Source organism: Microbacterium sp. Y547, from assembly GCF_057669785.1.
In genome coordinates this window covers 112,918-136,743 of sequence record NZ_JBYHFN010000006.1, presented here as the reverse complement: position 1 = coordinate 136,743, position 23,826 = coordinate 112,918, and the positions used below count along the sequence as shown (strand labels likewise).

The window sequence follows — 23,826 nt, the reverse complement described above, 5'->3', positions numbered from 1 at the left end:
ACCTGCAGGCGACCCGCTGGGAAAGGCCGACCCCATGACCGACGTCGTCGCGCATGCCGTCGAGCACCGACCGATCACGCTGCAGGCATCGGGGATCACAAAGCTCTATCCCGGCGTCACGGCCCTCCAGGACGTCTCGCTCGACCTGCGCCCCGGCGAGGTCCACGCCATCGTCGGTGAGAACGGCGCCGGAAAGTCAACGCTCATCAAGGTGCTCTCGGGCGCCGTCGCCCCCTCTGCGGGATCGATCGTCGTCGACGGCGAGGAGCACGCGGCGCTGACCCCGGCGTCGGCGCAGGAGCTCGGCATCGCAGTCATCTACCAGGAGTTCACGCTCGTCCCGACGCTCAACGCGATGGAGAACGTGTTCCTCGGGCACTACCCGAAGCGCGGACCGGTCCTTGACCGCAAGCGCATGGCGGCCGAATCCGCCGCGCTCTTCCAGCGCCTCGGAGTCAAGATCGACCCCGCTGTGCTCGTGAGCGATCTGACGACGGGCTACCAGCAGATCGTCGAGATCGCCAAGGCCCTCTCGCGCAAGGCGCGACTGCTCATCATGGACGAGCCGTCGGCGCCGCTCACGGCTGCCGAGGTCGAGGCCATGTACCTCGTCGTCGACGCCCTCAAGGCCGAGGGGATGACGATCGTCTACATCTCCCACCGCATGGAGGAGATCTTCCGCCTGTCCGACCGCGTGAGCGTGCTGCGCGATGGCCAGTACATCGCGACGATGGACACCGCCGAGACGAACCGTCGTGAGCTCATCACCCTCATGGTCGGACGCGAGCTCACCGAAGGCTACCCGGTGCGCGACTTCGAACCCGGCGCGGTCTCGCTGCGCGTGTCCGGCCTGACGGGCAACGGCGTGCGGGACATCTCCTTCGAGGCGCGCTCGGGAGAGATCCTCGGCTTCGCCGGCCTCATCGGCGCCGGCCGCACCGAGCTCATGGAGCTGCTTTTCGGCGCCAAGCCCATCGAGGCCGGCGCCGTTACCCTCGACGGCGAATCCGTCATCTCGCGCACGCCGATCCAGGGCATCCGCAATCGGATCGCGCTCGTCCCCGAGGACCGCAAACGCCACGGTCTCGTGCTGCCCTTCTCGATCCGCGACAACATCACGCTGCCGCTTCTGAAGGACATCGCGCGCGCGGGTGTGCTGAGGCCCCGCGTCGAAGACGACCTCGCCGCCCGGTACATGGAGGAGCTGCGCATCAAGGCGCCGTCGGCCGACGAGATCGTCGGGAACCTGTCGGGCGGCAACCAGCAGAAGGTCGTGCTGGCGAAATGGCTCGCGACAGACCCCTCGGTGCTGATCTTCGACGAGCCCACGCGCGGCATCGATGTCGGCGCTCGCGCCGAGATCTACCAGATCATCAATCGCCTTGCCGAAGAGGGCAAGACGATCCTCATGATCTCCTCCGACATGGAGGAGCTCATCGGCATGTCCGACCGCATCGTCGTGCTTCGCGAAGGCGAACAGCAGGGCACGCTGCGCAAGGGCGAAATCAATCAGGAGGCCGTCATGGTCCTCGCCGCTGAAGGAGTGGTGGAATGAAGCTCAAATTCATGCCGAGGCTGAAGGATCTCGGCATCGTCCTCGTGCTGGTCGCCCTCGTCGTGGCGTTCAGCATCCTGACGCCCAACTTCCTCGATCCGAACAACGTCTTCAACATCGCGCGTCAGATCGCCACGCTCGGCATCGTCGCGGTGGGCTTCTCGTTCGTGCTGATCACCGGCGGTATCGACCTCTCCGTCGGGTACCAGATCTCGCTCAACGTCGTCGTGACGGGCATCCTGATGGCGCAGGTGGGTCTGCCCTGGTACCTCGCGGTGCTCGCGGCTCTCGTGCTCGGCACGCTGATCGGCATCGTGAACGGCCTCATCATCACCTACACCGGCGTCGCACCGCTCATCGTCACGCTCTCGATGATGATGATCCTGAACGGTGCGAGCTACCTCGTGTCCAAGGGCCTGCCGATCTTCGGGTTCCCCGCGGAGTTCTCGCTCATCGGGCAGGGTGCTCTGTACGGCATCCCGATCTCGCTGCTGATCCTGCTCGTGGTCTGGGCCGTCGGTCTGTTCATCCTCAACAAGACGTCGGTCGGTCGTTACTTCTACGCGATCGGTAACAACGCCGAGGCTGCCCGACTCTCGGGCGTCAACACGCGGCGCACGATCATCCTGGTCTACGCGCTCAGCGGCCTGTTCACCGCGATCGGCGCCGTCCTGCTTCTCAGTCGTCTCAACTCGGCGCAGTCCGCGACCGGCGCGGGCTTCGAGTTCAGTGTGCTGACGGCCTGCGTCCTCGGCGGCATCAGCGTCATGGGTGGCCGCGGAAGCCTGTTCGGCGCCTTCGTCGGCGTCATGATCGTCGGCGTCCTCGACAACGGACTCGTCCTGATGAACGTCAGCGAGTACGTCCAGCTCGTCATCAAGGGTGTCATCCTCATGACCGCCGTCATCTACGACGCGATGTCCAAGAACTCCAAGGGCCGCCCGAAGCAGATCGGCGGTGTCGCCCTGCGCACGCCGAAGATCCCGGCGACCGCGTGAACTCTCCCCTCGACGCCGGACGCGAGTCCGGAGCGAACCCCATGAAAGGAACCTCAATGAAGAAGCTCGGCATGTTCGCCGTCGCCGCCGTGGCGGCCCTGACCCTGACCGGCTGCGCCGGCGCCGTCACGACACCCGGATCGGGTGACGGCGGATCGACCGCCGGAGACTCCGACACGTACACCGTCGGAATCACCTTCTCGGACCTGAGCAACCCCGTGTGGGCCGAGCTTGTGCAGGAGGCCGAGTCCTACGGCGCCGAGCAGGGGCTCGAGGTCACCTACGTCGACGCGACGAGCGACGCATCGAAGCAGGTCACGCAGATCGAGAACTTCATCCAGCAGGGTGTCGACTCGATCATCATCTGCGCGGTCGATTCGAAGGCTCTCGTCGACGTGACCAAGCGGGCGCAGGATGCCGGCATCGACGTCATCGGCTACACCCAGGTCCTCGACAACTACGACGCGCAGTACCTCGTCGATGCCTACAACACCGGCTACGCCAACGGCGAGGCCGCCGCGAAGTGGATCAACGCCAACTTCGACGCCGCGGAGACGGTCGAGTGGGGCCTCATGGACCTGCCCACCTTCCCCGAGATCATCGATCGCGCGAACGGCATTAAGGACGCCATCGCCGAGCTCGCGCCCAATGCGAAGCTCGTCGCCACGGCTCCCGCGCTGACCGCAGAGGACGGCGTCTCGAACGCCGAGAACTTCCTGCAGGCCAACCCCAACATGAAGGTCATCGCGACGATCGGCGGCGGCGGCGCCGTCGGCGGCAACGAGGGCGTCAAGTCGGCCGGTGTCACCGACTACGAGTCGTTCGGTCTCTTCGGGATCGACGCGACCGAGAACGAGATCCAGAACATCCTGAAGGGCGACCCCGCCAAGACGACCATCAGCCTGGGCGGCGGCAAGGCTCACGGGCGCACGCTGATCGACATGGCAGTTGCGCTCCTCGCGGGCGAGGAGATCGAGAAGGACCAGTTCATGCCGGTCACGGTCATCGACAAGGACAACGCTCAGGAGTACTACGACGAGGTCTTCGGCGGATGATCGCCGGCCGCCCCGCCGATGATGCACCGGCGGGGCGGCACCACCGCGTCAAAGCCGCGTCCGCGCGGCGAACCGCGGGGCTCCCGCCTCACGACAGACTGCCGACGCGACGTCGTCGGCGAAAGGACAGATCATGCCGCGCATCCTCGCTGCGGGCGACCGGTTCATCCGATCCAGCCTCTTCCGCTCGTCGCTCGAGCGGGCGATCCCTCAGCCCCTCGACATCGCCGAGCTCGAGTTCATCTGGCCCGACGAGCCTTTCGGCCGGGTCGGCGAGGTCGACGAGGCCTCCGGCAGCGAGGACGAGATCATCGCGGCGCTCGAGGGAGTGACGGCGATCGTCACGCAGCTCGCGCCGCTCACCGAGCGCGTCCTCGCGGCATCCACCGATCTGAAGATCATCGGTGTCTCGCGCGGCGGCCCCACGAACGTGAACCTCGACGCGGCGCGACGTTTCGGCATCGCCGTCGCAAACGTGCCCGGCCGCAACGGCATTGCGACCGCCGAGATGTCCATCGGCCTCGCCCTCGCGCTGCTGCGCCGGATCCCCCTCGCCCAGGCCAGCATGCTCCGCGACGAATGGCGCGGCGACCTCTACCGCTCGGACGCGGTGGGCCGCGAAGTCTCCGGGTCGGTCGTCGGCCTCCTGGGCGCCGGCGCCGTCGGCGCGCACGTCGCCCGCGTCTTCGCCGCGATGGGCGCACGCGTGCTCGTGTTCGACCCCTACCTTCCGGCCGGTGTCCTGGATGACATCGTCGAACGCGTCTCCGACATCGACGACGTCTTCCGCCGCGCCGACCTCATCTCGGTGCACGCGCGACTCACGCCCGAGACTCGACACCTGGTCAACAGCGAGCGTCTCGCGCTCATGCAGCCGGGATCCCTTCTCGTCAACGCCGCGCGCGGCGGACTCGTCGACTACGACGCCGTCGCGGCGTCGATCGACGCCGGCCGCCTCGGCGGCGCCGCATTCGACGTGTACCCCGACGAGCCCGTCGACTTCGGGCACCGTCTGTTCGAGCTTGCGAAGAGCGACGCCGACGTCGTCGTGACGCCGCATATCGCGGGCGCGAGCCAGGAGACCGCGCAGCGCGCGGCAGACGGAGTCGCCGAAGAGGTGCGGCGCTACCTCGCGGGCGAGCCGCTGCTGCATCCCCTCGTCGACCTGCCGCGGGCGGACGCGCGGTGACCGAGGTTCTCCTCGGCATCGACGTCGGAACGAGTTCGACGAAGGTCGTTCTGACGGATGCCGCCGGCACGCGCCTCGCCGATCGGTCGGTGCCGTACCCGACCGAGACGAGCGGTGCCGGTGCCGAACAGGACGCGATGTCGTGGTGGAGCGCCGTCGTCGACGCGACGAGCGCTCTCACGGCAGGCCGCACGGTGACAGCCGTCGCGGTGACGAGCCAGGCGCCCACGTTCGTCGCGGTCGACGCCGATGGCGAACCGACCGGGCGCGCGCTCACGTGGCTCGACCGTCGCGCGACCGCGGAGGCGGCCGAGATCGGACGTCTCGCCCCCCGGTCCCGCAACAGTGCAGACCCGTTCTTCGGTACCGCGAAGCTGCCCTGGTGGGACAAGCACAGGCCCGATGTGCTCAGCCGTGCGGCGCACGTGCTCTCGGCCAACGGATTCATCGTCTTCCGCCTCACCGGGGTCGCCTCACTCGACGACACGACGGCGTCGCTCATGCAAGGCTTCGACGAGGAGCGCGGGGATTTCGCCCCTGACCTGCGCGCGGCCGTGCCCTCACTCCGATACCTTCCGCCGATCGTCTCCGCATCGGCTGTCGTCGGCGGTGTGACCGAGGCGGCGTCCGCCGCGACCGGAATCCCCGTGGGAACCCCCGTCGTCGCGGGCGGAATCGACGCGATCGGGTCGGCGCTCGAAGCCGGCGCGCTCGCGGTCGGCGACCCCCTCGTCGACATGACCGGCTTCTCGAGCGTCACGATGCTCACGGTGCCGCGAGGCACGAGCGTTCCCGGCTTCATCCACTCCCGCCACTGCGTGCCCGGCGTCGACCTGCTCATCACCGCTCAGGTGACGGCCGGTGCGACGGTCGACTGGGTCAATTCGCTCGATCCGACGCGCGACCTCCGCGATGCCGGGGCCCTGCTCTCTCGCCCGCGCCCCGGGCGCGCGGTCATGGTGCCGAGTCTGGCGGGCGAGCGCACGCCCAGCTGGAACATCGAGGCGCGCGGCATCCTCGACGGACTCGACCTCACGACGGACGGCATCGACCTCATGATCGCGGCGATGGAGGGCAATTCGCTCGCACTCGCGCACGACCTCGACACGCTGCGCGCCCACGCGTTCACTCTCGACAGCATCACGAGCACGGGTGGCGGGGCGACGTCCGACGCATGGCTGCAGATCAAGGCGGATGTGCTCGGGATCCCGGTGCACCGTCCGGTGCAAGGCCACGGAGCCGCGCACGGTGCGGCTCTTCTCGCGGGGCTGGCGACGGGCGTCATCTCTTCGCTCGCCGACATCCGTGCCCTCGCGGGTGCCGTCGAACGCCGGTTCGCACCGGATCCGGAGCGTCATGCCGCGTACGCGGCATCCCGTGAACGCTACGCGCGACTGGCGAGCATCAACCGCGGCGCGTGACCCGCGCCCGAACGCGCGCCGGTGCGGCGGCCGAATTCTCTCGTCGCTGCCTCAGGCGCCCCAGCTCGCCGGCACGCCGCCGACGCGTTCGGCCTCGATGCGCTCCTGGTATCCGGATGCCGCGTAGGCGGCCATCGGATCGGCGGGCAGTCCGCGCGACTCGCGCCACTGGGCGAGCGCTGGGCGCACGTCGGTGTAGAAGGCATCCATGAACACGGCGTTCGCCGCGAGGACGTCGCCGGACTTCTGAGCCGCCGACAGGGCATCGCCGTCGACCAGGAGCGCGCGCGCCGTCATCTCCTGCACGTTCAGCACCGAGCGGATCTGACCGGGGATCTTCTGCTCGATGTTGTGGCACTGGTCGAGCATGAAGGTCACGGCGGGGTTGTTGAGCGCGCCACCGCGGATGACTTCGAACAGGATGCGGAACAGCTGGAACGGGTCGGCGGCGCCGACGATGAGGTCGTCATCGGCATAGAACCGCGAGTTGAAGTCGAACGAGCCGAGCTTTCCGAGGCGCAGCAGCTGCATGACGATGAACTCGATGTTGGTGCCGGGTGCGTGGTGGCCCGTGTCCAGGCACACCATGGCGCGCTCTCCGAGCGCCGCGACCTGCGCGTACGAGGTTCCCCAGTCCGGGACGTCGGTGTGATAGAAAGCCGGCTCGAAGAACTTGTACTCCAACACGAGCCGCTGCTCGCCGGACAGGCGCGCGTAGATCTCCTGCAGCGACCCTTGGAGGCGGTCCTGGCGGCCGCGCAGGTCCGCCTGGCCGGGATAGTTGGAGCCCTCGGCGAGCCAGATCTTGAGGTCGCGCGAGCCCGTGGCATCCATGACGTCGATGCACTCCAGGTGGTGGTCGATCGCCTTGCGGCGCACGGCTGCATCTTCATGGGTCAGGGCGCCGAACTTGTAGACGTCGTCCTGGAAGGTGTTGGAGTTGATCGTGCCGATCTCGACGCCGAGGTCCTCGGCATGGCGGCGCAGCGCGGAATAGTCATCGACTCTGTCCCACGGGATGTGCAGTGCGACAGCGGGGGCGAGAGCGGTCACGCGGTTCACCTCTGCGGCATCCGCGATCTTCTCGAACGGGTCGCGGGGGGTTCCCGGGGTCGTGAAGACCTTGAAGCGGGTGCCGGAATTGCCGAATGCCCAGCTGGGCAGCTCGATGCCCTGGCGTTCGAGGCTTGCGAGGATCTCGGGGGTCAGCGTCGTCATGATGCGGAGCTTTCGTTCTCGGAGGCCGCGGCCAGCTGGTCGTGAAGGTGGAAGATCTCATCGAGCGGCGTCGCCGCCTGGTCGGGGCGCCCGCTGAGATCGACGAAGAAGCGGGCCATCTCGGCTTCCCACGCGGCGGCGACCGGCGACGCGGCGAGGTAGGCCTGCGCGGCAGCGTCGTCGTCGGTCTCGTAGTAACCGATGAGGGTGCCCTGGTCGCCGACAAAGAGTGAGTAGTTGCGCCGGCCGGCGGCGGCGATCACGGCGAGCATCTCGGGATGCACCGGACTGTGGAGCGCGATGTACTCGTCGAGGAGCTCGGGGCGCACCTGCAGCTGGAAGCACACGCGCTGGGGTGATCTCAGATTCGACATCGACAGATCCTCTCAGCGAAGCGGCACCCGCTCATGAATCGTTTCAAGATTAGAGGGCCCGGGGATGATCCGCAAGCCGGGGCCCTCGAGGGCGCCGCGGTGCGAGTCGCAGCGGCACACGTGGCATAAACTCCGGACTGCACATGCATTCGAGCGGGAGCCCAGATGACCGTGAGTATCAAAGACGTCGCGGCCGCGGCATCCGTCTCGGTCGGCACGGTCTCGAACGTGCTGAACCGGCCCGAACGGGTCGCCCCCGCGACCGTCGAGCGCGTACACGCCGCGATCGCCCACCTCGGCTTCGTGCGCAACGACGCCGCGCGTCAGCTTCGCGCCGGCCGCAGCCGAAGCATCGGGCTCGTCGTGCTCGACGTGCGCAACCCCTTCTTCACCGATGTCGCCCGCGGAGCTGAGCGCCGCGCGGCCGAGAGCGACCTCACGGTGCTGCTCGGGAACAGCGACGATGATCCGGCGCGTGAGACGGGCTACCTCGATCTGTTCGAAGAGCAGCGGGTGCAGGGTGTGCTGATCACCCCCGTCGACGACATCTCGAACAGGCTCGAGCGGCTGCGCGCGCGCGGCATCGCAACGGTCCTCGTGGATCGCCCGAGCGACGACCTCGATGTGTCGTCGGTCTCCGTCGATGACGTCGCCGGCGGCCGCCTCGCGGTCGAGCACCTGCTCGAGACGGGACGCCGCCGCATCGCCTTCATCGGGGGGCCTGTCTCGGTGCGTCAGGTGGCGGACCGCCTCGAAGGAGCACGACGCGCTGTCGAGGCGCACGGTGGGGCGACTCTCGAAGTGATCGAGACCCCCGCGATGAGCGTGCTGGCCGGCCGCGCCGCGGGGGAACGCCTGCACGCTCGTGCCCCCGGCGATCGTCCCGACGCCGTCTTCGCGGGGAACGATCTGCTCGCCATGGGGGTCCTCCAGGCGCTCGTCATGCTCGGCGGTGCCTCTGTGCCCGGCGACATCGCGATCATCGGCTACGACGACATCGACTTCGCCGCCGCCGCCGTCGTGCCGCTGTCATCGATCCGCCAGCCGAGCGAGCTCATCGGCTTCCGCGCCGTGGAGCTTCTCCTCGAAGAGGTCGACGCCGGCGGCTCCCGAGCGCAGATCGTCTTCCAGCCCGAACTCGTCATCCGCGAGTCGACGGGTCGCGCCGACGCCGTCTCGTCCTGACTCGCTGACCCTCTCCCGAGAGCCGGCGACGCCGAGTCGGCGGGGTCGCCTCGTCTCGTCCGCGCGTCGCGATCTCGTCGGCCCGGTTCAGCGCCCTTCCGGCGGGCGGTGATGCGGGGAGGGAACGCCGATCGGGGTCGTCTGGGCGACCTCGTCGCTGAACTCCTCCGGCGAGGGCTGAGTGACGACGGTGAGCGGCAGCGTCTCGTCGATCGTGAGGCGGAAGCGGCTGTCTTTGCGGCGCTTGAGCCGCCCCGACGCGAGCATCCAGATCGCGCCGATCGAGAATGCCGCGAAGCCGGCGAGGGCGCCGAGGCCGATGGCGAAGCGCGGGCCGAACTCGGCGGCGACCCATCCGACGATGGGTGCGCCCACCGGCATCCCGCCCATCAGGATCGCCATGTAGAGCGCGAGCACGCGACCGCGAAGCGCAGGATCGGTCGTCGTCTGCACGTACCCGTTCGCGGTCGTCAGCATCGTGACGACGGCGAATCCCGTGAACATGAGTGTCACGGCATACGTCCAGTAGGTCGGCATGAAGGCCGACACGGATGCCGCCGTCGCGAACAGCAGCGTGCCCGCGATGACGACGCGGATGCGCGCACGGTCGCGTCGGGCGGCGAGCAGTGCACCCGACAGTGAACCGATCGCGAGGATCGAGCTCAAAAGGCCGTAGCCGTCGGCCTGCTGGCCGAACTCGAGGGCCATGGTCGAGGCGAAGATGGGAAAGTTCATGCCGAACGCCCCGATGAGGAACACCATCGCGAACGTGACGACGAGGTCGGGGCGGCGCGCGACATAGCGGAAGCCGTCGGCCAGGCGCGACGCCCCCGGTGCCCGCACGCGCGGGACGAGCTCGTCGGTGCGGATGAGCAGCAGCGCGGCGATCATGGCGATGAACGTCACAGCGTTGACGACGAACACCCAGCCCGTGCCCACCGCGACGATCACGATGCCCGCGACGGCCGGGCCGATCATGCGCGCGCCGTTGAAGGACGCCGCGTTGAGCGCGACGGCGTTCGAAGCGTTCTCGCGCGTCACGAGGTCGGACACGAATGCCTGGCGGGCGGGATTGTCGAAAGCGGCGACGACGCCGAGCGCGAGCGCGAAGGCGTACATGAGTGGCAGGGTCATGACGCCCATGAGCAGCAGCATCCCGATCACGAGGCCCAGCAGAAGCAGCAGGCTCTGCGTGACCATGAGCAGATGCCGTCGGTCGAATCGGTCGGCGACCCAGCCCGTGACGCCCACGAGAAGAAGCGGTGGAGCGAACTGAAGCGCCATCGTGATGCCCATCGCGCTGGCGTCGTTCGGGGTCAGCTCGGTCAGCACGACCCAGCTGAGGGCGGTGGACTGCATCCAGGCGCCCGTGTTCGACACGAGCGCGCCGATGAACCAGACGCGATAGTTGAAGACCGAGAACGAGCGGAACATCGCGGGGGTGCCGCGGCGTCTGCGGCTCATCGCGTCACCATCCGCTGCATGATCCCCGCCGCGCGGGCCATGGTCGCCCGTTCGTCGTCGGTGAGGTCTGCCAGGGCCGCGTCGACCCAGGCGTCACGACGGCGAGAGGTCTCTTCGACGACCGATCGGCCTTCCGCGGTCAGGTCGATGACGACCTTGCGGCCGTCGGTCGCGTCGGCGGCGCGGTGCAGGTAGCCGGCCTCTTGCAGGCAGTTGACCGTGCGGTTCATCGCGGGGGATGACACGTGCTCGCGGTCGGCGAGCTCGCCCAGGGTGTGTGCGCCGTGCACCCACAGCGCTGCGAGCACGGCGTACTGCCCATCGCTCATCGTGTCGACGGCGCGTTGGGTGCGCATGCGCCGCGCGAGCCGGAAGACAGCCGTGCGCAGATCGGAGGCATCGTGATCAGGCATAAGTCCTTAGCATAGGTCATTATCGTTGTTAAGTAAAAATGCGGCGGCAGCCTGCCTAGAATCGAGCGCATGCCCGAGTTCATCGATGCACACGGCGTTCCGATCGTCTACGACGTCCACCTCGCGAAGAGTGAGGCTCGGGCGGCCGTGCAGCTGCTGCACGGCGTCGGTGAGCACGCGGGGCGCTACACGGCCCTCATCGAAACGCTCACAGATGCCGGTTACGCGGTGTACGCCGACGACCATCGAGGCCACGGGCGCACGGGCATGGGGCAGTGGAACGGCGACGCGACCAAGCTCGGCCGGCTCGGACCGGGCGGGATGCCGGCCACGCTCGCCGCCGTGTGGCAGTTCACGCAGCTGATCCGCGAGGAGAACCCCGGGCTGCCTGTCGTGCTGCTCGGTCACTCGTGGGGGTCGTTCCTCGCGCAGATGCTGTTCAACGCGCACCCGGATGCGTACGACGCCGTCGTGCTGTCGGGGTCGGCGCTGCGGTGGCCGGGGTCGCTCAACGGGGGCGACCTCAACGCGCCGTGGAAGGCGAAGGATGCCACGGGCACCGCGTGGCTGTCGTCGGATCTCTCCGTGGGAGCGGCGTTCCTCGACGACCCCCTCACCACGACGACCCCGCTGCTCAAGCTGTTCGGGCTGCGCGACGCGGCGCGCCTGTACGGGCTGCCGCGCCGGGATCTCGGGCACGACGTGCCCGTGCTGCTCATGGTGGGCCGCGACGACACGGTCGGCGGGCCGCGCAGCGTGCACCGCCTCGCCGATGCGTACCGCAAGCGGTCAGGGCTGACCGACGTCACGACGCTCGTCTACCCCGACGCCCGCCACGAGATCTTCAACGAGGTCGGCCAGGCCGAGGTGCGCGCCGACCTGATCGCGTGGCTCGACGCCCGCCTGCCCGCGAGGGGACTGACCCCCGCATAACCACGACGACGCGCCGGGGTCTCCCGGCGCGTCGTCGTGGGTGAGACACCGCGGTGTCTCAGGATGCTGTGCTCAGCCGCGGGCGCGGCGGTTCGGCGTGCGTGCGCTGCGGCGGATGTCGGAGACGGTCGCACCGGTCGTGAAGCGCTGGCTCGACGAGGTTCCCGTGCGCACGGCCGGAGCCGCACTGCGGGTCTGCTCGGACGAGCGTGCGCGACCCTGGCCGGAGCGTCCTGCGCCCGAGCGGGACTGGTCCGAAGCGGGCTGGCGCGCGGCATCCGTCGTGCTCTTGCCTCGTCCGCCCGAACGGCCACGCGCCGGACGGCCCTGGCTCTCACCGGAGACGGCGGGCTTCCTCTTGGTCGAGGGGCGCTGCTGCTGCGGCGGCTGGACGGGAGCCGGCGTGACGTGCGGGGCGGGCTCGCCGACCAGTTCGGCGACGGCGGCGTGCTGGGCGTGGACGGCCTCGAGGGGCGCGGTGACCTTGGCCTTGCGCAGGAGGTCCTTGACCTCGCCGCGCTGCGAGTCGGTCGCGACCGTCACGACGACGCCCTCGGCGCCGGCGCGGGCCGTGCGACCCGAACGGTGCAGGTACGCCTTGTGCTCGACGGGCGGGTCGACGTGCACGACCAGCTCGACCTCGTCGACGTGCACTCCGCGCGCGGCGACGTCGGTCGCGACGAGCACGCGCACGCCGCCCTTCTCGACGGGTGCGCCGAACGCGGCGAGGTTGCGCTCGCGTGCGTTCTGACCGAGGTTGCCGTGCAGGTCGACCGACGGGATGCCCGCTGCCGTGAGCTGCTTCGCGAGCTTCTTGGCCTGGTGCTTCGTGCGGGTGAAGAGGATGCGGCGCCCGTGGCCGGACGCGAGGTGGCGCACGAGCGCGAGCTTGTCGTCAGAGTTCGTGACGAACACACGGTGCGTCATGACGCCCTGGGGGACGCTCTCCTCGTCGACCTCGTGCAGGACCTCGTTCGAGAGGAACCGCTTCACGAGGCTGTCGACGCCGCGGTCCAGCGTGGCGCTGAAGAGCATGCGCTGACCGCCCGACGGCGTCGCGGCGAGGATGCGGGTGACACCCGGGAGGAATCCGAGGTCGGCCATGTGGTCGGCCTCGTCGAGCACGGCGATCTCGACGGCATCGAGCTTGGCGACGCCCTGCTTCATGAGGTCTTCGAGGCGGCCGGGGCACGCGACGACGATGTCGACGCCGCGTCCGAAGGCCTGCTCCTGGGGCTTCTGGCTGACGCCGCCGAACACGGTTGTCACGGTCAGTCCGGCAGCGTCGGCCAGCGGCTTGATCGTCGCGGCGATCTGGGTCGCAAGCTCGCGCGTCGGGGCGAGGACGAGCCCGCGGGGGCGACCGGGGCGGCGCTTGGCTGCCCCTGCTCCGGAAAGGCGGGCGACGAGGGGCAGCGCGAACGCGATGGTCTTGCCGCTGCCGGTGCGGCCGCGGCCGAGCACGTCGCGACCGGCGAGCGAGTCCGGGAGCGTGTCGCGCTGAATGGCGAACGCCTCGGTCTTGCCATCAGCGGCGAGGACGGATGCGAGGTTCTCGGGCACGCCGAGAGAGAGGAAAGAAGACATGAGTGCTTTCGGTGGTGCACGCGTGCGGAAAGGCAGCAGTGCTGAGGTGGCGACGGCGCGGGATCGCGCATCGGTTCGCCGTTCGTAATGAGCCACGGCTTCGGATGCCGGGGAGCGTGACGACGACGCAACGGCACATGGCCGCGGCACAACGATAGCAGTCCGGCCGGACGCGAACCTGCGAGCCACCCGCGCGACGGCGCGTCGGCCGCCCGTAGGCTGAGGTCCATGCACGGTGAGTACAAGGTTCCGGGCGGCAAGCTCGTCGTCGTCGACCTCGAAGAGCGCGATGGGCGGATCGTCGACTTCCACCTCGCGGGCGACTTCTTCCTCGAGCCCGACGATGCTCTGGCCGACATCGACGCGGCCGTCAACGGGATGCCCGTCGAGTCCGACGTGGCGGCGATCGCCGCCGCGGTGCGGGGTGCGCTGCCCCAGGGTGCCCAATTGTTGGGCTTCACGCCCGAATCGGTCGGCACGGCGGTGCGCCGCGCGCTCGTGACGGCTCCGGGATGGCGGGACTTCGACTGGGAGATCGTCCACGAGCGCCCCGTCTCTCCGCAGCTCAACCTCGCGCTCGACGAAGTGCTCACGACGCGGGTGGGCGACGGTCGCCGGCGTCCGACACTGCGCATCTGGGAGTGGGATGAATCCGCCGTCGTGATCGGGTCGTTCCAGTCGCTGCGCAACGAGGTCGACCCCGAGGGCGCTGCGCGCCACGGCTTCGATGTCGTCCGCCGGATCTCGGGCGGCGGCGCGATGCTCATGGGGGCGAACTCGATCGTGACGTATTCGCTGTACGTGCCGGCATCCCTCGTCGCCGGCATGACGTTCGCGGACTCGTACGCGTTCCTCGACGACTGGGTGCTGCAGGCACTGCGCTCGCTCGGGGTCGAGGCGACCTACCAGCCGCTCAACGACATCGCATCGCCGCAGGGCAAGATCGGCGGCGCCGCCCAGAAGCGGCTCGCCAACGGCGGCGTGCTGCACCACGCGACGCTGAGCTATGACATGGACGGCGAGGTCATGACCGAGGTGCTGCGCATCGGCCGCGAGAAGCTGAGCGACAAGGGCACGACGTCGGCGGCCAAGCGCGTCGATCCCCTGCGCCGGCAGACCGGCCTGTCGCGCGAGGCGATCATCGAACGGTTCAAAGAGACCTTCGCGAACCTGTACGGCGCCGTGCCGGGGTCGATCTCGGACGACGAGTACGCCGCAGCCGAGGAACTCGTCGCGTCGAAGTTCGCCACCGACGCGTGGCTGCAGCGCGTGCCGTGACCGCGGCCCCCGCCCCGGGCTCCCTCCCGGCGTCGGCGTCGGTCCCCGCGCTCGCCGCAGGGTCGGTCACGATCCACCACGGCGACAATCTCGACGTGATCCGCGGCTTCGACGACGGCTCGTTCACGCTCATCTACCTCGATCCGCCGTTCAATACGGGACGCCAGCGTGAGCGCGCGCTCGAAACGGCGCGCGTGCCTCGGCCGGCGGCATCCGCCCCCCTCGCGGCAGACCCCCTGACGGTGGCTGATGCCCCCGGTGTCGATGACCCGGTGCCGTCCGCCGGTGCGGAGGGTGCAGGCGAGGGGGAGCGCGGAGTCGTGCGTCGGGGGTTCCACGGCCGTGACTATGAGCGGCTGCGGGGTGACCTGCGCGCCTACGACGACCGGTTCGACGACTACTGGGGGTTCCTCGAGCCGCGGCTCGAAGAGGCGTGGCGCCTGCTCGCCGACGACGGCACGCTCTACCTGCACCTGGACTACCGCGAAGCGCACTACGCCAAGGTGCTGCTCGACGCGCTGTTCGGGCGCGACCGGTTCCTCAACGAACTCATCTGGGCGTACGACTACGGGGCGAAGACGCGCCGCCGCTGGCCGACCAAGCACGAGACGATCCTCGTCTACGTCAAGAACCCCGACGCGTACTGGTTCGATTCGGAGACGGTCGACCGCGAGCCGTACATGGCGCCGGGCCTGGTCACGCCCGAGAAGGTCGCGCGCGGCAAGCTGCCGACCGACGTGTGGTGGCACACCATCGTGCCCACGAGCGGGCGCGAGAAGACCGGCTACCCGACGCAGAAGCCCGAGGGGATCCTGCGTCGCATCGTGCAGGCCTCGAGCCGCCCCGGAGACCGTGTGCTCGACTTCTTCGCCGGGTCGGGCACGACCGGAGCCGTCGCGGTCGCGCTCGGTCGCCACGCCGTGCTCGTCGACGACAACCCCGACGCGATCGCGGTGATGCGCAAGCGCATGGCGCACGCCACGGTGGTCGACTACTCCGGATGAGGGGTGGGTCGGGGCGGCAGCCCAGACCCGAAACGGCGTTTTCTCCGGAGTTGTCGACGCCCCCGCTCGGTAGGCTCGGCCCCATGCGATTCGGAACCTTCATTCCCCAGGGCTGGCGCTTCGACCTCGTGGGCATCGACCCCACCGAGCAGTGGGGCGTCATGGACTCCCTCGCGCGTCGCGCCGACGAGGGTCCGTGGGAGTCGCTGTGGGTGTACGACCACTTCCACACGACGCCCGTGCCCAGCGAAGAGGCCACGCACGAGGCGTGGACGCTCATGGCGGCCTTCGCCGCCTCGACCAGCCGCATCCGCCTCGGACAGATGTGCACCTGCATGGGGTACCGCAACCCCGCCTACCTCGCGAAGGTCGCCGCGACGATCGACCACGTCTCGGCCGGACGCCTCGAGATGGGCATCGGCGGCGGCTGGTACGAGCACGAATGGCGCGCGTACGGCTACGGGTTCCCCGCCATCGGCGACCGACTCGGGATGCTTCGCGAAGGCGTCGACATCATGCGACAGGCCTGGACCACCGGCAGCGCCACGCTCGACGGCACGCACTACCAGGTCGACGGGGCGATCGTGCAGCCGCTCCCCGTACAGGACGGTGGCATCCCGATGTGGATCGCCGGCGGCGGCGAGAAGGTGACGCTCAAGATCGCGGCGACGTATGCCTCGTACACGAACTTCGGGGCGAACGACCTCGATGTCTTCGACCACAAGAGCGCCGTGCTGCGCGGGCACTGCGAGCGCATCGGCCGCGACCCGGGTGAGATCACGCGCAGTGCCAATTTCAACACGATCATCGGGGCGACCGAAGCAGAGGTCCGCGATCGACTGGCCGCGGTGATCGACCGACTGCGCCCGCACCTCGGCGACGAGCACACCGCGGCTGTCGAGCGCGACTACCTCGCGTCGCCCGCGTTCGGCACGCCCGAGCAGATCGCCGAGCGGCTGGCCGAGCGCGCCGCGCACGGCATGGACTACGCGATCCACTACTTCCCCGAGGCGGCCTACGACCTCTCCGGCATGGAGCTGTTCGAGCGCGAGGTCATCCCCGCGCTCAGCTGACACGGTCGCTCGGGGGGACCTGGGTGCGGACTGGCCTTGGCCTCTGGTGCCCGCGACGGAATGGGCTTATTCTCCGTTGCACAGCGGGACGCCATGTTGTTCCCCCAAGCTCGGCGCGTTTCGCAGATCACCTCTGAGGAGTGCCATGAGCAATTCCCGTTTTCGCCACGCTCGCGCCGTCATCGTCGGTGTATCTGTGGTGGGGCTGCTGGTCAGCGCGATCGCCGTACCCGCGTCGGCAGCACCGCCGCCGTCGGACTTCACCGCGTCGCCGATCGCGCCGGACGGACCTCCGCACGTCGGTGCGAAATCCGCGTCGGGCAACCTCGCGAAGAGCGATGACGACCTGCTCGCGCGCTCGGACGCCGCGGTCGTGCCGGTGCTCGTCAAAGTCGACGTCGACCCGGTCGCCTCGTACGCCGGCGGTGTCGACGGCTACAACGCGACGAGCCCTGAGGTGACGGGGCGTTCCCTCGCTGACGGCGGTGCCGCGGTCGCGCGCTACGCCGAGTACGTCGAAGCCCAGATCGCGGCGGCGCAGGCCGACGCGCTCGCCCTCGTGCCGGATGCCCGCATGATCGCCACCTACGCGACGGTGTACGGCGGCTACGCCATGACGATCCCGGCGAACCGCGCGAAGGATGTCCTCGCCCTGGGATCGGTCGCCGCCGTGCAAGAGAACGAGCTGCGCCAGTCGGATGCCGCGACCCCGGCCGCCGACCCGCTCTCGACCCCCGAGCCGTCGACCCCGACGCCGACGCCTGAGAAGGCCCCGGCGAAGGCCCCGGCCACGAAAGCCCCCGCGACGAAGCCGCCGGCGACCCCCGTCGCCCCGCGGGCCGCGGTCACCCTGCCCCCCACGACGCCCGCGCCGGATGCCGACGCGACGACGTTCATCGGAGCGGATGCCGTCTGGCCCAAGCTCGGCGGCCGCGACAAGGCCGGTGAAGGCGTCATCATCGGCGTCATCGACACGGGCATCTGGCCCGAGCACCCGATGCTGCGCGACAACGGCATCGACCGGCCGGACGGTGGGCCGTGGGCGTGCGAGTTCGGCGACGGCAGCGTCGGCGCGGCGTTCGAGTGCAACGACAAGCTGATCGGCGCGCACGCCTTTCTCGACACGTACGTCTCGCTGCATGGACCTGCCCTCGAGGGCGAGTACTGCACGGTCGACGTCTGCTCGGCGCGCGATGCCAACGGCCACGGCACCCACACCGCGACGACGGCGGCCGGCAGCCACGTCGAATCGGCTGAGATCTTCGGCGTCGACCGGGGCGCGATCAGCGGTGTCGCCCCCGGTGCATCCGTCATCGCCTATCGGGCGCTCGCTGAGCTCGGTGGGTATGACGGCGATCTGCTCGCCGCGATCGGCCAGGCCGTTCTCGACGGCGTCGACGTCATCAACTACTCGATCAGCGGCAGCCAGAATCCGTATGACGCCGTCGAGCTCGCGTTCCTCGACGCGTTCGCGGCGGGAGTCACGGTCAACTCGTCGGCGGGCAACTCGGGGCCGGGCGCCTCGACGCTCGACCACGCGAGCCCGTGGACGACGACCGTCGCCGCCTCGACGTCGGACCGGGCCTTCACCTCGACTCTCGTGCTCGCAGGCGCCGCAGGCGAGACGTTCGTCAAGCCCGGCACGACGATCACCGCCGGGGTCACCGACGCACCCGTCGTCCAGACGAAGAACGTCGCCGGCTACCCGGGCACGGAGTACTGCGACAAGCCGTTCGCACCCGGGTCGGTCGCCGGACAGGTCGTGCTCTGCGTCCGCGGCGGCGCGAACAGCGGCGGACGGGTCGAGAAGGGGTATTACGCGCTGCAGGGAGGGGCGGCGGGCATGATCCTCATCAACCCCCAACCGCAGGATCTGCAGACGGACAACCACTTCCTTCCGACCATCCAGCTCGAGGGGCCCAACGGCGACCTCGTGGCGTTCCTCGATGCGAACGCGGGAGCGACGGCGACGTGGGCGGCCGGCACCGCCACGGTTTCGCCGGGTGACGTCATGGCGGCGTTCAGCTCGCGCGGTCCCGCCGGCGACTTCCTCAAGCCCGATGTCACGGCGCCCGGCGTGCAGGTCATCGCGGGGCACACGCCGACACCGTCCGAGATCTCGAGCGGTCCTGCGGGAGAGCAGTACCAGGCCATCGCGGGCACGTCGATGTCGGCGCCGCACGCTGCGGGGGTCTCGGCACTCGTCAAGGCGGCGTATCCGTCGTGGACGCCGGGTCAGATCAAATCCGCGCTCATGACCTCGTCGCTGCAGTCGGTCGTGAACGTCGACGGCTCGCCCGCCGGTGTGTTCGACCGCGGCGCAGGATCGATCCGCGCCGACCGGGCCATTGCGCCCGTGCTCACGATCAGCGAATCGGCGGCCGACTTCGCCGCGAGCGCGACCGATCCACTGCACCGTGTCGACCTCAACATCCCGAGCGTCTATGTCGACCCGCTCCCCGGAGCGATCGCGACCACGCGCACCGTGACGAACGTGAGCGGCAAGACGCAGCAGTTCACGGTGAAGGCCACGAGCGCCGAGGGGGTGCGGATCACCGTCATCCCCTCCAGCTTCTCGCTGGCGCCGAAGAAATCCAGAGACCTCAAGATCGTCCTCGACGCGCTCAAGGCGACCGAGGGGTGGCACGAGGGGCAGATCACGATCACGCCCCGCACGGGGAACCCCGTGGTGCTGCCCGTGGCGGCCAACGTCGGCGAGGCCGAGGTGACCTTCTCCCAGACGTGCGATCCGACGACGATCACGCGCGGCTCCACGACGACGTGCACCGTCACGGCGTCGAACTACCTGCCGGTCGAGGTCTCCGCCAAGATCGACGTCGCGGCGAGTCCGCTGCTGCAGGTGCGTTCGGCCACGGCGCCGGCCAAGAAGACGCTGCTCGGAGCGAAGTGGAGCGGCACCCTGGCGCCGGCGATCCCGCCGACCGTCTCGTCCGTCGCGCTCGTCGCCCCCGGATCGACGCCCGGCGGCGGCTACCTGCCGCTGTCGCTGTTCGGCATCTCTCCGACGCCGATCGGCGACGAGGAGATGCTCAACTTCACCGTGCCCGCCTTCCCCTACGGAGGCGAGACGTACACGCAGGTGGGGGTCGACTCGAACGGCTACGTCGTCGTCGGGGGTGGCGCGGCCGCCGACCACCGCTTCGAGCCGAACGGGATCCCCAATCCCGTCGCGCCGAACAACGTGCTCGCTCCGCTGTGGACCGACCTTGACCCCGCGGCAGGCGGCGCGCTGCGCGTCGGATCGCTGACCGACGGGGTGTCGTCGTGGCTCGTCGTCGACTGGAATGGCGTGCCGACGTACGCCGGCAACGCGACGAACACGTTCCAGGTGTGGATCCGGCTCGGAGGCGAGGAGGACATCACGTTCGCCTACGGTGCCGCCGCCGTCGGCAGTGCGGGGGCTGCGACCGCGGTCGGTGCTGAGAACCGCGACGGCACGAGCGGGGCGACTCTCGCGACGCTTCCTGCCGCTGGCGACACGGTGCGGGTCACGACGGCCCCGCCCTCGGCGGGTGGCACCGTGACGTTCGATTACACCCTCAAGGGGCTCCTGTGGGGCACGTGGTCGACATTCGCGACGCTGCAGTCCGACGCTCTGCGGGCGACGCCTGCCGAGCAGACGAAGATCAGGGTCAAGTGAGAGAAGGGGATGCCGCGACTCGCGGCATCCCCTTCTCTTGCCGTCGGGTCAGGCGGCGAGGAAGGCCAGCAGTGCGTCGTTGACCTCGGCGCCGTGGGTCCACAGCAGGCCGTGCGGGGCACCCTCGAGTTCGACGTAGGTCGCGTCGGGCAGCAGGTCACGGAAGCGCCGCGCCGTCGCGTCGGCGGGCAGGACGCGATCGGCGGTGCCGTGCAGGATGAGTGCCGGCACCGTGATCGCGGGGATGTCGGCCCGGAAATCGGTCGGCCAGGTGAGGGGTGCTGCCGCGATCGCGGTATTGCCGGCGGTGTTCGCCACCTGCACGCTCGCGTCGACGGCGTCCTGTGAGATGCGCGAGCCGAGGTTCTGGTCGAGGTTGTAGAAGTCGTCGAAGAATCCGCGCGCGAAGGCGTAGCGGTCCTCACGCACCGACTGCGCGATCCCGTCGAAGAATTCCTGCGGCCCGGCGCCGTCGGGGTTGTCGTCGGTCTTGAGCAGGTACGGCTCGAGCGAGCCCAGGAAGGCGACCTTCGCGACACGCTCGGTGCCGTAGCGCGAGAGATAGCGCGCGATCTCACCCGTTCCCATCGAGAAGCCCACGAGCACCGCGTCGGTGAGGTCGAGGTCGTCCATCAGCGCGTGCAGATCCGCGGCGAAGGTGTCGTAGTCATACCCCGAGCCGGCTTTGGACGACCGGCCGAATCCGCGGCGGTCATACGCGATGACGCGATAGCCCGCATCCAGCAGCGCTGCCTGCTGCTTGCCCCACGACTCTCCGTCCAAGGGGAAACCGTGGATCAGCACGACCGGCTGGCCAGCGCCCTGATCGGTGTAGAAGAGGTCGATGTCGGCCGAGTTCTCGGTGCCGACGGTGATGTGCGCCACGGTCACTCCTTCCGGCCGGGCGGGATCCCGGCACCATCTGACGCTAGGGCCGGTGGGTGCGAAGTGCCAGGCCTTGACCGCGTCAGTCGTCGCGGCCTGCGCCCGCGGACGGCGTCACGGTGAACACCGTGGGGGCGGTGAAACCGGATGCGGCGAACGCCGACCGCGCGGCATCCGCGACGGCGTCGACGCGGTCGTGCGGCACGAGGGCGATGGCGGCGCCGCCGAACCCGCCGCCGGTCATGCGCGCACCGATCGCCCCGGCCGCGAGCGCCGCATCGACCGCGGTGTCGAGTTCCGGCACCGAGATCTCGAAGTCGTCGCGCATCGAGGCGTGCGAGGCGATGAGGAGGTCGCCGATCGCGGCGGGACCGTGTTCGCGCAGCGTGCGCACGGTGTCCAGCACCCGCTGGTTCTCGGTCACGACGTGGCGGACCCGGCGGAAGGTGACGTCGTCCATGAGGTCGCGCGCGCGGCCGAGGTCGGCGGGCTGCAGATCCCGCAGGGCCGGGACGCCCATGATCGCGGCACCGCGCTCGCAGGCCGCCCGGCGCTCGCCGTAGCCTCCGCTCGCGTGCGCATGCCGGACGCCCGTGTCGATGACGACGAGCTGCAAGCCCGCAGCGGCGAAGCCGAGGTCGACCACGGTCGCGTCCAGGGTGCGGCAGTCCAGAAAGATGGCGGCATCCGCCTGGCCCTTGATCGAGGCCATCTGATCCATGATCCCGGTGGGCGCACCCACCGCTTCGTTCTCGGCCGTCCGACCCGCTTGGGCCAGAGCCTCGCCCTCGAGTCCGAGGTGCCAGATGTCGTTGAGGGCGGCAGCGGTCGCACCTTCGATCGCCGCAGACGAGGACAGCCCTGCCCCGACAGGGACCTCGGTCGTGAAGGCCAGGTCGACGCCGGTCGGGGAGTCGACGCCCGTGGCACGCATCAGCGCCCACGCGACGCCGAGCGGGTATCGGGCCCACTCGCGGACCTCGTCGCGACGAGCGGGGAAAAGGGCGTCGAGGTCGGCCAGGGAGAGCTCGACGGGCGCGCTGTCGTGCGGCGAGCCGCCCGGGAACTGCGAGACGACGCGGATGCGGCCGTCGTCGCGGGTGCCGAGGGCGACCTGCGTGCGGTGCTGGATCGCGAAGGGCAGGACGAACCCGTCGTTGTAATCGGTGTGCTCGCCGATCAGGTTGGCTCGTCCCGGTGCCGACCAGGTGCCTTCGGGCTCGCGGCCGTAGACGGTCTCGAACAGCTCACGCGCGGCGCTCATGCCTGCACCTCGGGGATCGTCGCGACGGCCTCGCGCAGACGCTCTGCGGCGACCTCGGGGGGGATGTCTCCGATCCACGCCCCCATCGCGGCCTCCGAGCCGGCGAGGTACTTGAGCTTGTCCGCGGCGCGACGCGGGCTCGTGAGCTGCAGATTCAGGCGCACGGTGTCGCGGCCCTCGTGCACCGGAGCCTGGTGCCAGGCGGCGATGTACGGCGTCGGCGTGTCATAGAGGGCGTCGATGCCGCGCAGGAGGCGCAGGTACAGGGGGGCGAGCTCGTCGCGCTCGGCGTCGTTCGTCTCGGCGAAGTCGGCGACGTGGCGATGCGGCAGCAAGTGCACTTCAAGGGGCCAGCGCGCGGCGAAGGGCACGAACGCCGTCCAGTGCTCGCCCGCCAGCACGACGCGCTCGGAGGCCCGCTCGAAGTCGAGGATCCGCTCGAACAGGTCGGCGCCCTCGCGCCGGATCGAGGCGAGAAGCGTCGCGGTGCGCGGAGTGACGTAGGGGTAGGCGTAGATCTGACCGTGCGGGTGGGCGAGGGTCACCCCGATCGCCTCGCCGCGGTTCTCGAACGGGAACACCTGCTCGATTCCGGGAAGGGCCGACAGTGCCGCCGTGCGATCAGCCCACGCCTCGATCACGGTGCGGGCGCGGGTGCGGGTCTGGGTGCCGAACGACCCCTCGTGCTCGGGGCTGAAGCACACGACCTCGCAGCGACCGACCGACGTGCGGGTGCGGCCGAGGCCGGGCGCCGTCAGATCGTCGGTGCCGCGCGGAGGATCGATCGCGGCCGGCGCATCGCCGTGCGCCTCGGCCAGGGCGGGGCCGAACGAGGGGGACTTGTTCTCGAAGACGGCGACGTTGTAGCGCGAGGGGATCTCGGACGGGTTCGTCGGAGTCTGCGGGGCCAGCGGGTCGAGTTCGGCCGGGGGCAGGAACGCGCGGTTCTGCCGCGCCGCGGCGATCGAAATCCAGTCGCCGGTGAGGACGTCGCGGCGCATCGACGCTGTCGGTGGGCGAGGCGTGCTCACACGGGCGTCGACGGCGCGTTCCGGGCCGAGGGTCGTGTCGGGGTCGTCGAAGTAGATGAGTTCGCGGCCGTCGGCGAGGACGGTGGACCGCTTGACGACACCGGCGCCGAGCACTTCGCCGGCCGCGGGGGTGTCGTTCTCCGGAGTGTTCACGTCAACACGGTACCCGCGAACCCGTGGTAACGTCAACACTCCTGAGTTGTACGCGGAGGTGCCGGTGGATCCCGAGATGCGTGCC

The 23,826-nt window shown here is 69.6% G+C and carries 19 protein-coding genes; 11 read left to right on the top strand and 8 right to left on the bottom strand.

Features of this window, described 5'->3' with window-relative positions:
- The first annotated feature begins 34 nt into the window (after positions 1 to 34).
- The 5 genes from AC25Y0_RS11410 to AC25Y0_RS11390 all read left to right on the top strand — a co-directional run bounded on the left by AC25Y0_RS11410 (position 35) and on the right by AC25Y0_RS11390 (position 6,218).
- The gene (locus tag AC25Y0_RS11410; protein ID WP_488134686.1) at positions 35 to 1,555 is read left to right on the top strand and encodes a sugar ABC transporter ATP-binding protein; all 1,521 of its coding nucleotides are present in this window, start codon (positions 35 to 37) and stop codon (positions 1,553 to 1,555) included.
- Complete coding sequence (locus AC25Y0_RS11405; protein WP_488121798.1) at positions 1,552 to 2,553, top strand: ABC transporter permease; 1,002 nt, start codon at positions 1,552 to 1,554, stop codon at positions 2,551 to 2,553. The genes AC25Y0_RS11410 and AC25Y0_RS11405 overlap by 4 nt, the downstream gene beginning before the upstream one ends.
- 56 nt (positions 2,554 to 2,609) lie before the next feature.
- Positions 2,610 to 3,608: a sugar ABC transporter substrate-binding protein gene (locus AC25Y0_RS11400; RefSeq protein WP_488121799.1), complete on the top strand. Its 999-nt coding sequence runs from the start codon at positions 2,610 to 2,612 to the stop codon at positions 3,606 to 3,608.
- Between the two features lie 133 nt (positions 3,609 to 3,741).
- Positions 3,742 to 4,797: an NAD(P)-dependent oxidoreductase gene (locus tag AC25Y0_RS11395; protein ID WP_488134685.1), complete on the top strand. Its 1,056-nt coding sequence runs from the start codon at positions 3,742 to 3,744 to the stop codon at positions 4,795 to 4,797.
- Positions 4,794 to 6,218, top strand: a complete 1,425-nt coding sequence (locus AC25Y0_RS11390) for a xylulokinase (protein WP_488134684.1) — start codon at positions 4,794 to 4,796, stop codon at positions 6,216 to 6,218. Before AC25Y0_RS11395 ends, AC25Y0_RS11390 begins: the two co-directional genes overlap by 4 nt.
- 51 nt (positions 6,219 to 6,269) lie before the next feature.
- Here the strand turns inward: AC25Y0_RS11390 and rhaI are convergent, their stop codons facing one another.
- Entirely contained in the window at positions 6,270 to 7,436 is a 1,167-nt protein-coding gene (gene rhaI / locus AC25Y0_RS11385) for an L-rhamnose isomerase (protein ID WP_488134683.1), read from the bottom strand.
- On the bottom strand, positions 7,433 to 7,810 hold the full coding sequence (locus AC25Y0_RS11380) for an L-rhamnose mutarotase (protein WP_488121803.1): 378 nt from the start codon (positions 7,808 to 7,810) through the stop codon (positions 7,433 to 7,435). The genes rhaI and AC25Y0_RS11380 overlap by 4 nt, the downstream gene beginning before the upstream one ends.
- Before the next feature lie 165 nt (positions 7,811 to 7,975).
- Here AC25Y0_RS11380 and AC25Y0_RS11375 point away from each other — a divergent pair, with 165 nt between their 5' ends.
- A complete protein-coding gene (locus AC25Y0_RS11375) occupies positions 7,976 to 8,995 on the top strand; it encodes a LacI family DNA-binding transcriptional regulator (protein ID WP_488121804.1) in 1,020 nt (339 codons plus the stop codon).
- A gap of 87 nt (positions 8,996 to 9,082) precedes the next feature.
- Here the strand turns inward: AC25Y0_RS11375 and AC25Y0_RS11370 are convergent, their stop codons facing one another.
- Positions 9,083 to 10,459: an MFS transporter gene (locus AC25Y0_RS11370; protein WP_488134682.1), complete on the bottom strand. Its 1,377-nt coding sequence runs from the start codon at positions 10,457 to 10,459 to the stop codon at positions 9,083 to 9,085.
- Complete coding sequence (locus tag AC25Y0_RS11365; RefSeq protein WP_488134681.1) at positions 10,456 to 10,872, bottom strand: MarR family winged helix-turn-helix transcriptional regulator; 417 nt, start codon at positions 10,870 to 10,872, stop codon at positions 10,456 to 10,458. The genes AC25Y0_RS11370 and AC25Y0_RS11365 overlap by 4 nt, the downstream gene beginning before the upstream one ends.
- 69 nt (positions 10,873 to 10,941) lie before the next feature.
- Between AC25Y0_RS11365 and AC25Y0_RS11360 the strand changes: the two genes are divergently transcribed.
- Positions 10,942 to 11,805, top strand: coding sequence for an alpha/beta hydrolase (locus AC25Y0_RS11360; protein ID WP_488121807.1), 864 nt, complete (start codon positions 10,942 to 10,944; stop codon positions 11,803 to 11,805).
- Between the two features lie 72 nt (positions 11,806 to 11,877).
- Here AC25Y0_RS11360 and AC25Y0_RS11355 read toward each other — a convergent pair whose 3' ends face one another.
- Entirely contained in the window at positions 11,878 to 13,392 is a 1,515-nt protein-coding gene (locus tag AC25Y0_RS11355) for a DEAD/DEAH box helicase (protein WP_488121808.1), read from the bottom strand.
- A gap of 228 nt (positions 13,393 to 13,620) precedes the next feature.
- On the opposite strand from AC25Y0_RS11355, the gene lplAB reads away from it, so the two are divergent.
- The 4 genes from lplAB to AC25Y0_RS11335 all read left to right on the top strand — a co-directional run bounded on the left by lplAB (position 13,621) and on the right by AC25Y0_RS11335 (position 20,408).
- Positions 13,621 to 14,670 (top strand): lipoate-protein ligase LplAB, encoded by a 1,050-nt coding sequence (lplAB, locus tag AC25Y0_RS11350; protein WP_488134680.1) that lies wholly within the window; start codon positions 13,621 to 13,623, stop codon positions 14,668 to 14,670.
- A complete protein-coding gene (locus AC25Y0_RS11345; protein WP_488121810.1) occupies positions 14,649 to 15,674 on the top strand; it encodes a DNA-methyltransferase in 1,026 nt (341 codons plus the stop codon). Before lplAB ends, AC25Y0_RS11345 begins: the two co-directional genes overlap by 22 nt.
- Before the next feature lie 83 nt (positions 15,675 to 15,757).
- A complete protein-coding gene (locus AC25Y0_RS11340) occupies positions 15,758 to 16,747 on the top strand; it encodes an LLM class F420-dependent oxidoreductase (protein ID WP_488121811.1) in 990 nt (329 codons plus the stop codon).
- A 145-nt stretch (positions 16,748 to 16,892) separates the two neighbouring features.
- A complete protein-coding gene (locus AC25Y0_RS11335; protein WP_488121812.1) occupies positions 16,893 to 20,408 on the top strand; it encodes a S8 family serine peptidase in 3,516 nt (1,171 codons plus the stop codon).
- A 48-nt stretch (positions 20,409 to 20,456) separates the two neighbouring features.
- Here AC25Y0_RS11335 and AC25Y0_RS11330 read toward each other — a convergent pair whose 3' ends face one another.
- The 3 genes from AC25Y0_RS11330 to galT all read right to left on the bottom strand — a co-directional run bounded on the left by AC25Y0_RS11330 (position 20,457) and on the right by galT (position 23,741).
- Positions 20,457 to 21,293, bottom strand: coding sequence for an alpha/beta fold hydrolase (locus AC25Y0_RS11330; RefSeq protein WP_488121813.1), 837 nt, complete (start codon positions 21,291 to 21,293; stop codon positions 20,457 to 20,459).
- An 82-nt stretch (positions 21,294 to 21,375) separates the two neighbouring features.
- Positions 21,376 to 22,557, bottom strand: a complete 1,182-nt coding sequence (galK, locus tag AC25Y0_RS11325) for a galactokinase (RefSeq protein ID WP_488121814.1) — start codon at positions 22,555 to 22,557, stop codon at positions 21,376 to 21,378.
- Positions 22,554 to 23,741 (bottom strand): galactose-1-phosphate uridylyltransferase, encoded by a 1,188-nt coding sequence (galT, locus tag AC25Y0_RS11320; protein ID WP_488121815.1) that lies wholly within the window; start codon positions 23,739 to 23,741, stop codon positions 22,554 to 22,556. The genes galK and galT overlap by 4 nt, the downstream gene beginning before the upstream one ends.
- Positions 23,742 to 23,826: the final 85 nt, after the last annotated feature.

Excerpts from the sequence above, each read along its gene's own strand:
- AC25Y0_RS11395 (WP_488134685.1), top strand. The coding sequence starts at position 3,742 with ATGCCGCGCATCCTCGCTGCGGGCGACCGGTTCATCCGATCCAGCCTC.
- AC25Y0_RS11335 (WP_488121812.1), top strand. The coding sequence starts at position 16,893 with ATGAGCAATTCCCGTTTTCGCCACGCTCGCGCCGTCATCGTCGGTGTA.
- AC25Y0_RS11355 (WP_488121808.1), bottom strand. The coding sequence starts at position 13,392 with ATGTCTTCTTTCCTCTCTCTCGGCGTGCCCGAGAACCTCGCATCCGTC.
- AC25Y0_RS11380 (WP_488121803.1), bottom strand. The coding sequence starts at position 7,810 with ATGTCGAATCTGAGATCACCCCAGCGCGTGTGCTTCCAGCTGCAGGTG.
- AC25Y0_RS11400 (WP_488121799.1), top strand. The coding sequence starts at position 2,610 with ATGAAGAAGCTCGGCATGTTCGCCGTCGCCGCCGTGGCGGCCCTGACC.
- AC25Y0_RS11405 (WP_488121798.1), top strand. The coding sequence starts at position 1,552 with ATGAAGCTCAAATTCATGCCGAGGCTGAAGGATCTCGGCATCGTCCTC.
- AC25Y0_RS11410 (WP_488134686.1), top strand. The coding sequence starts at position 35 with ATGACCGACGTCGTCGCGCATGCCGTCGAGCACCGACCGATCACGCTG.
- rhaI (WP_488134683.1), bottom strand. The coding sequence starts at position 7,436 with ATGACGACGCTGACCCCCGAGATCCTCGCAAGCCTCGAACGCCAGGGC.
- AC25Y0_RS11365 (WP_488134681.1), bottom strand. The coding sequence starts at position 10,872 with ATGCCTGATCACGATGCCTCCGATCTGCGCACGGCTGTCTTCCGGCTC.
- lplAB (WP_488134680.1), top strand. The coding sequence starts at position 13,621 with ATGCACGGTGAGTACAAGGTTCCGGGCGGCAAGCTCGTCGTCGTCGAC.
- AC25Y0_RS11340 (WP_488121811.1), top strand. The coding sequence starts at position 15,758 with ATGCGATTCGGAACCTTCATTCCCCAGGGCTGGCGCTTCGACCTCGTG.
- AC25Y0_RS11360 (WP_488121807.1), top strand. The coding sequence starts at position 10,942 with ATGCCCGAGTTCATCGATGCACACGGCGTTCCGATCGTCTACGACGTC.
- AC25Y0_RS11370 (WP_488134682.1), bottom strand. The coding sequence starts at position 10,459 with ATGAGCCGCAGACGCCGCGGCACCCCCGCGATGTTCCGCTCGTTCTCG.
- galK (WP_488121814.1), bottom strand. The coding sequence starts at position 22,557 with ATGAGCGCCGCGCGTGAGCTGTTCGAGACCGTCTACGGCCGCGAGCCC.
- AC25Y0_RS11375 (WP_488121804.1), top strand. The coding sequence starts at position 7,976 with ATGACCGTGAGTATCAAAGACGTCGCGGCCGCGGCATCCGTCTCGGTC.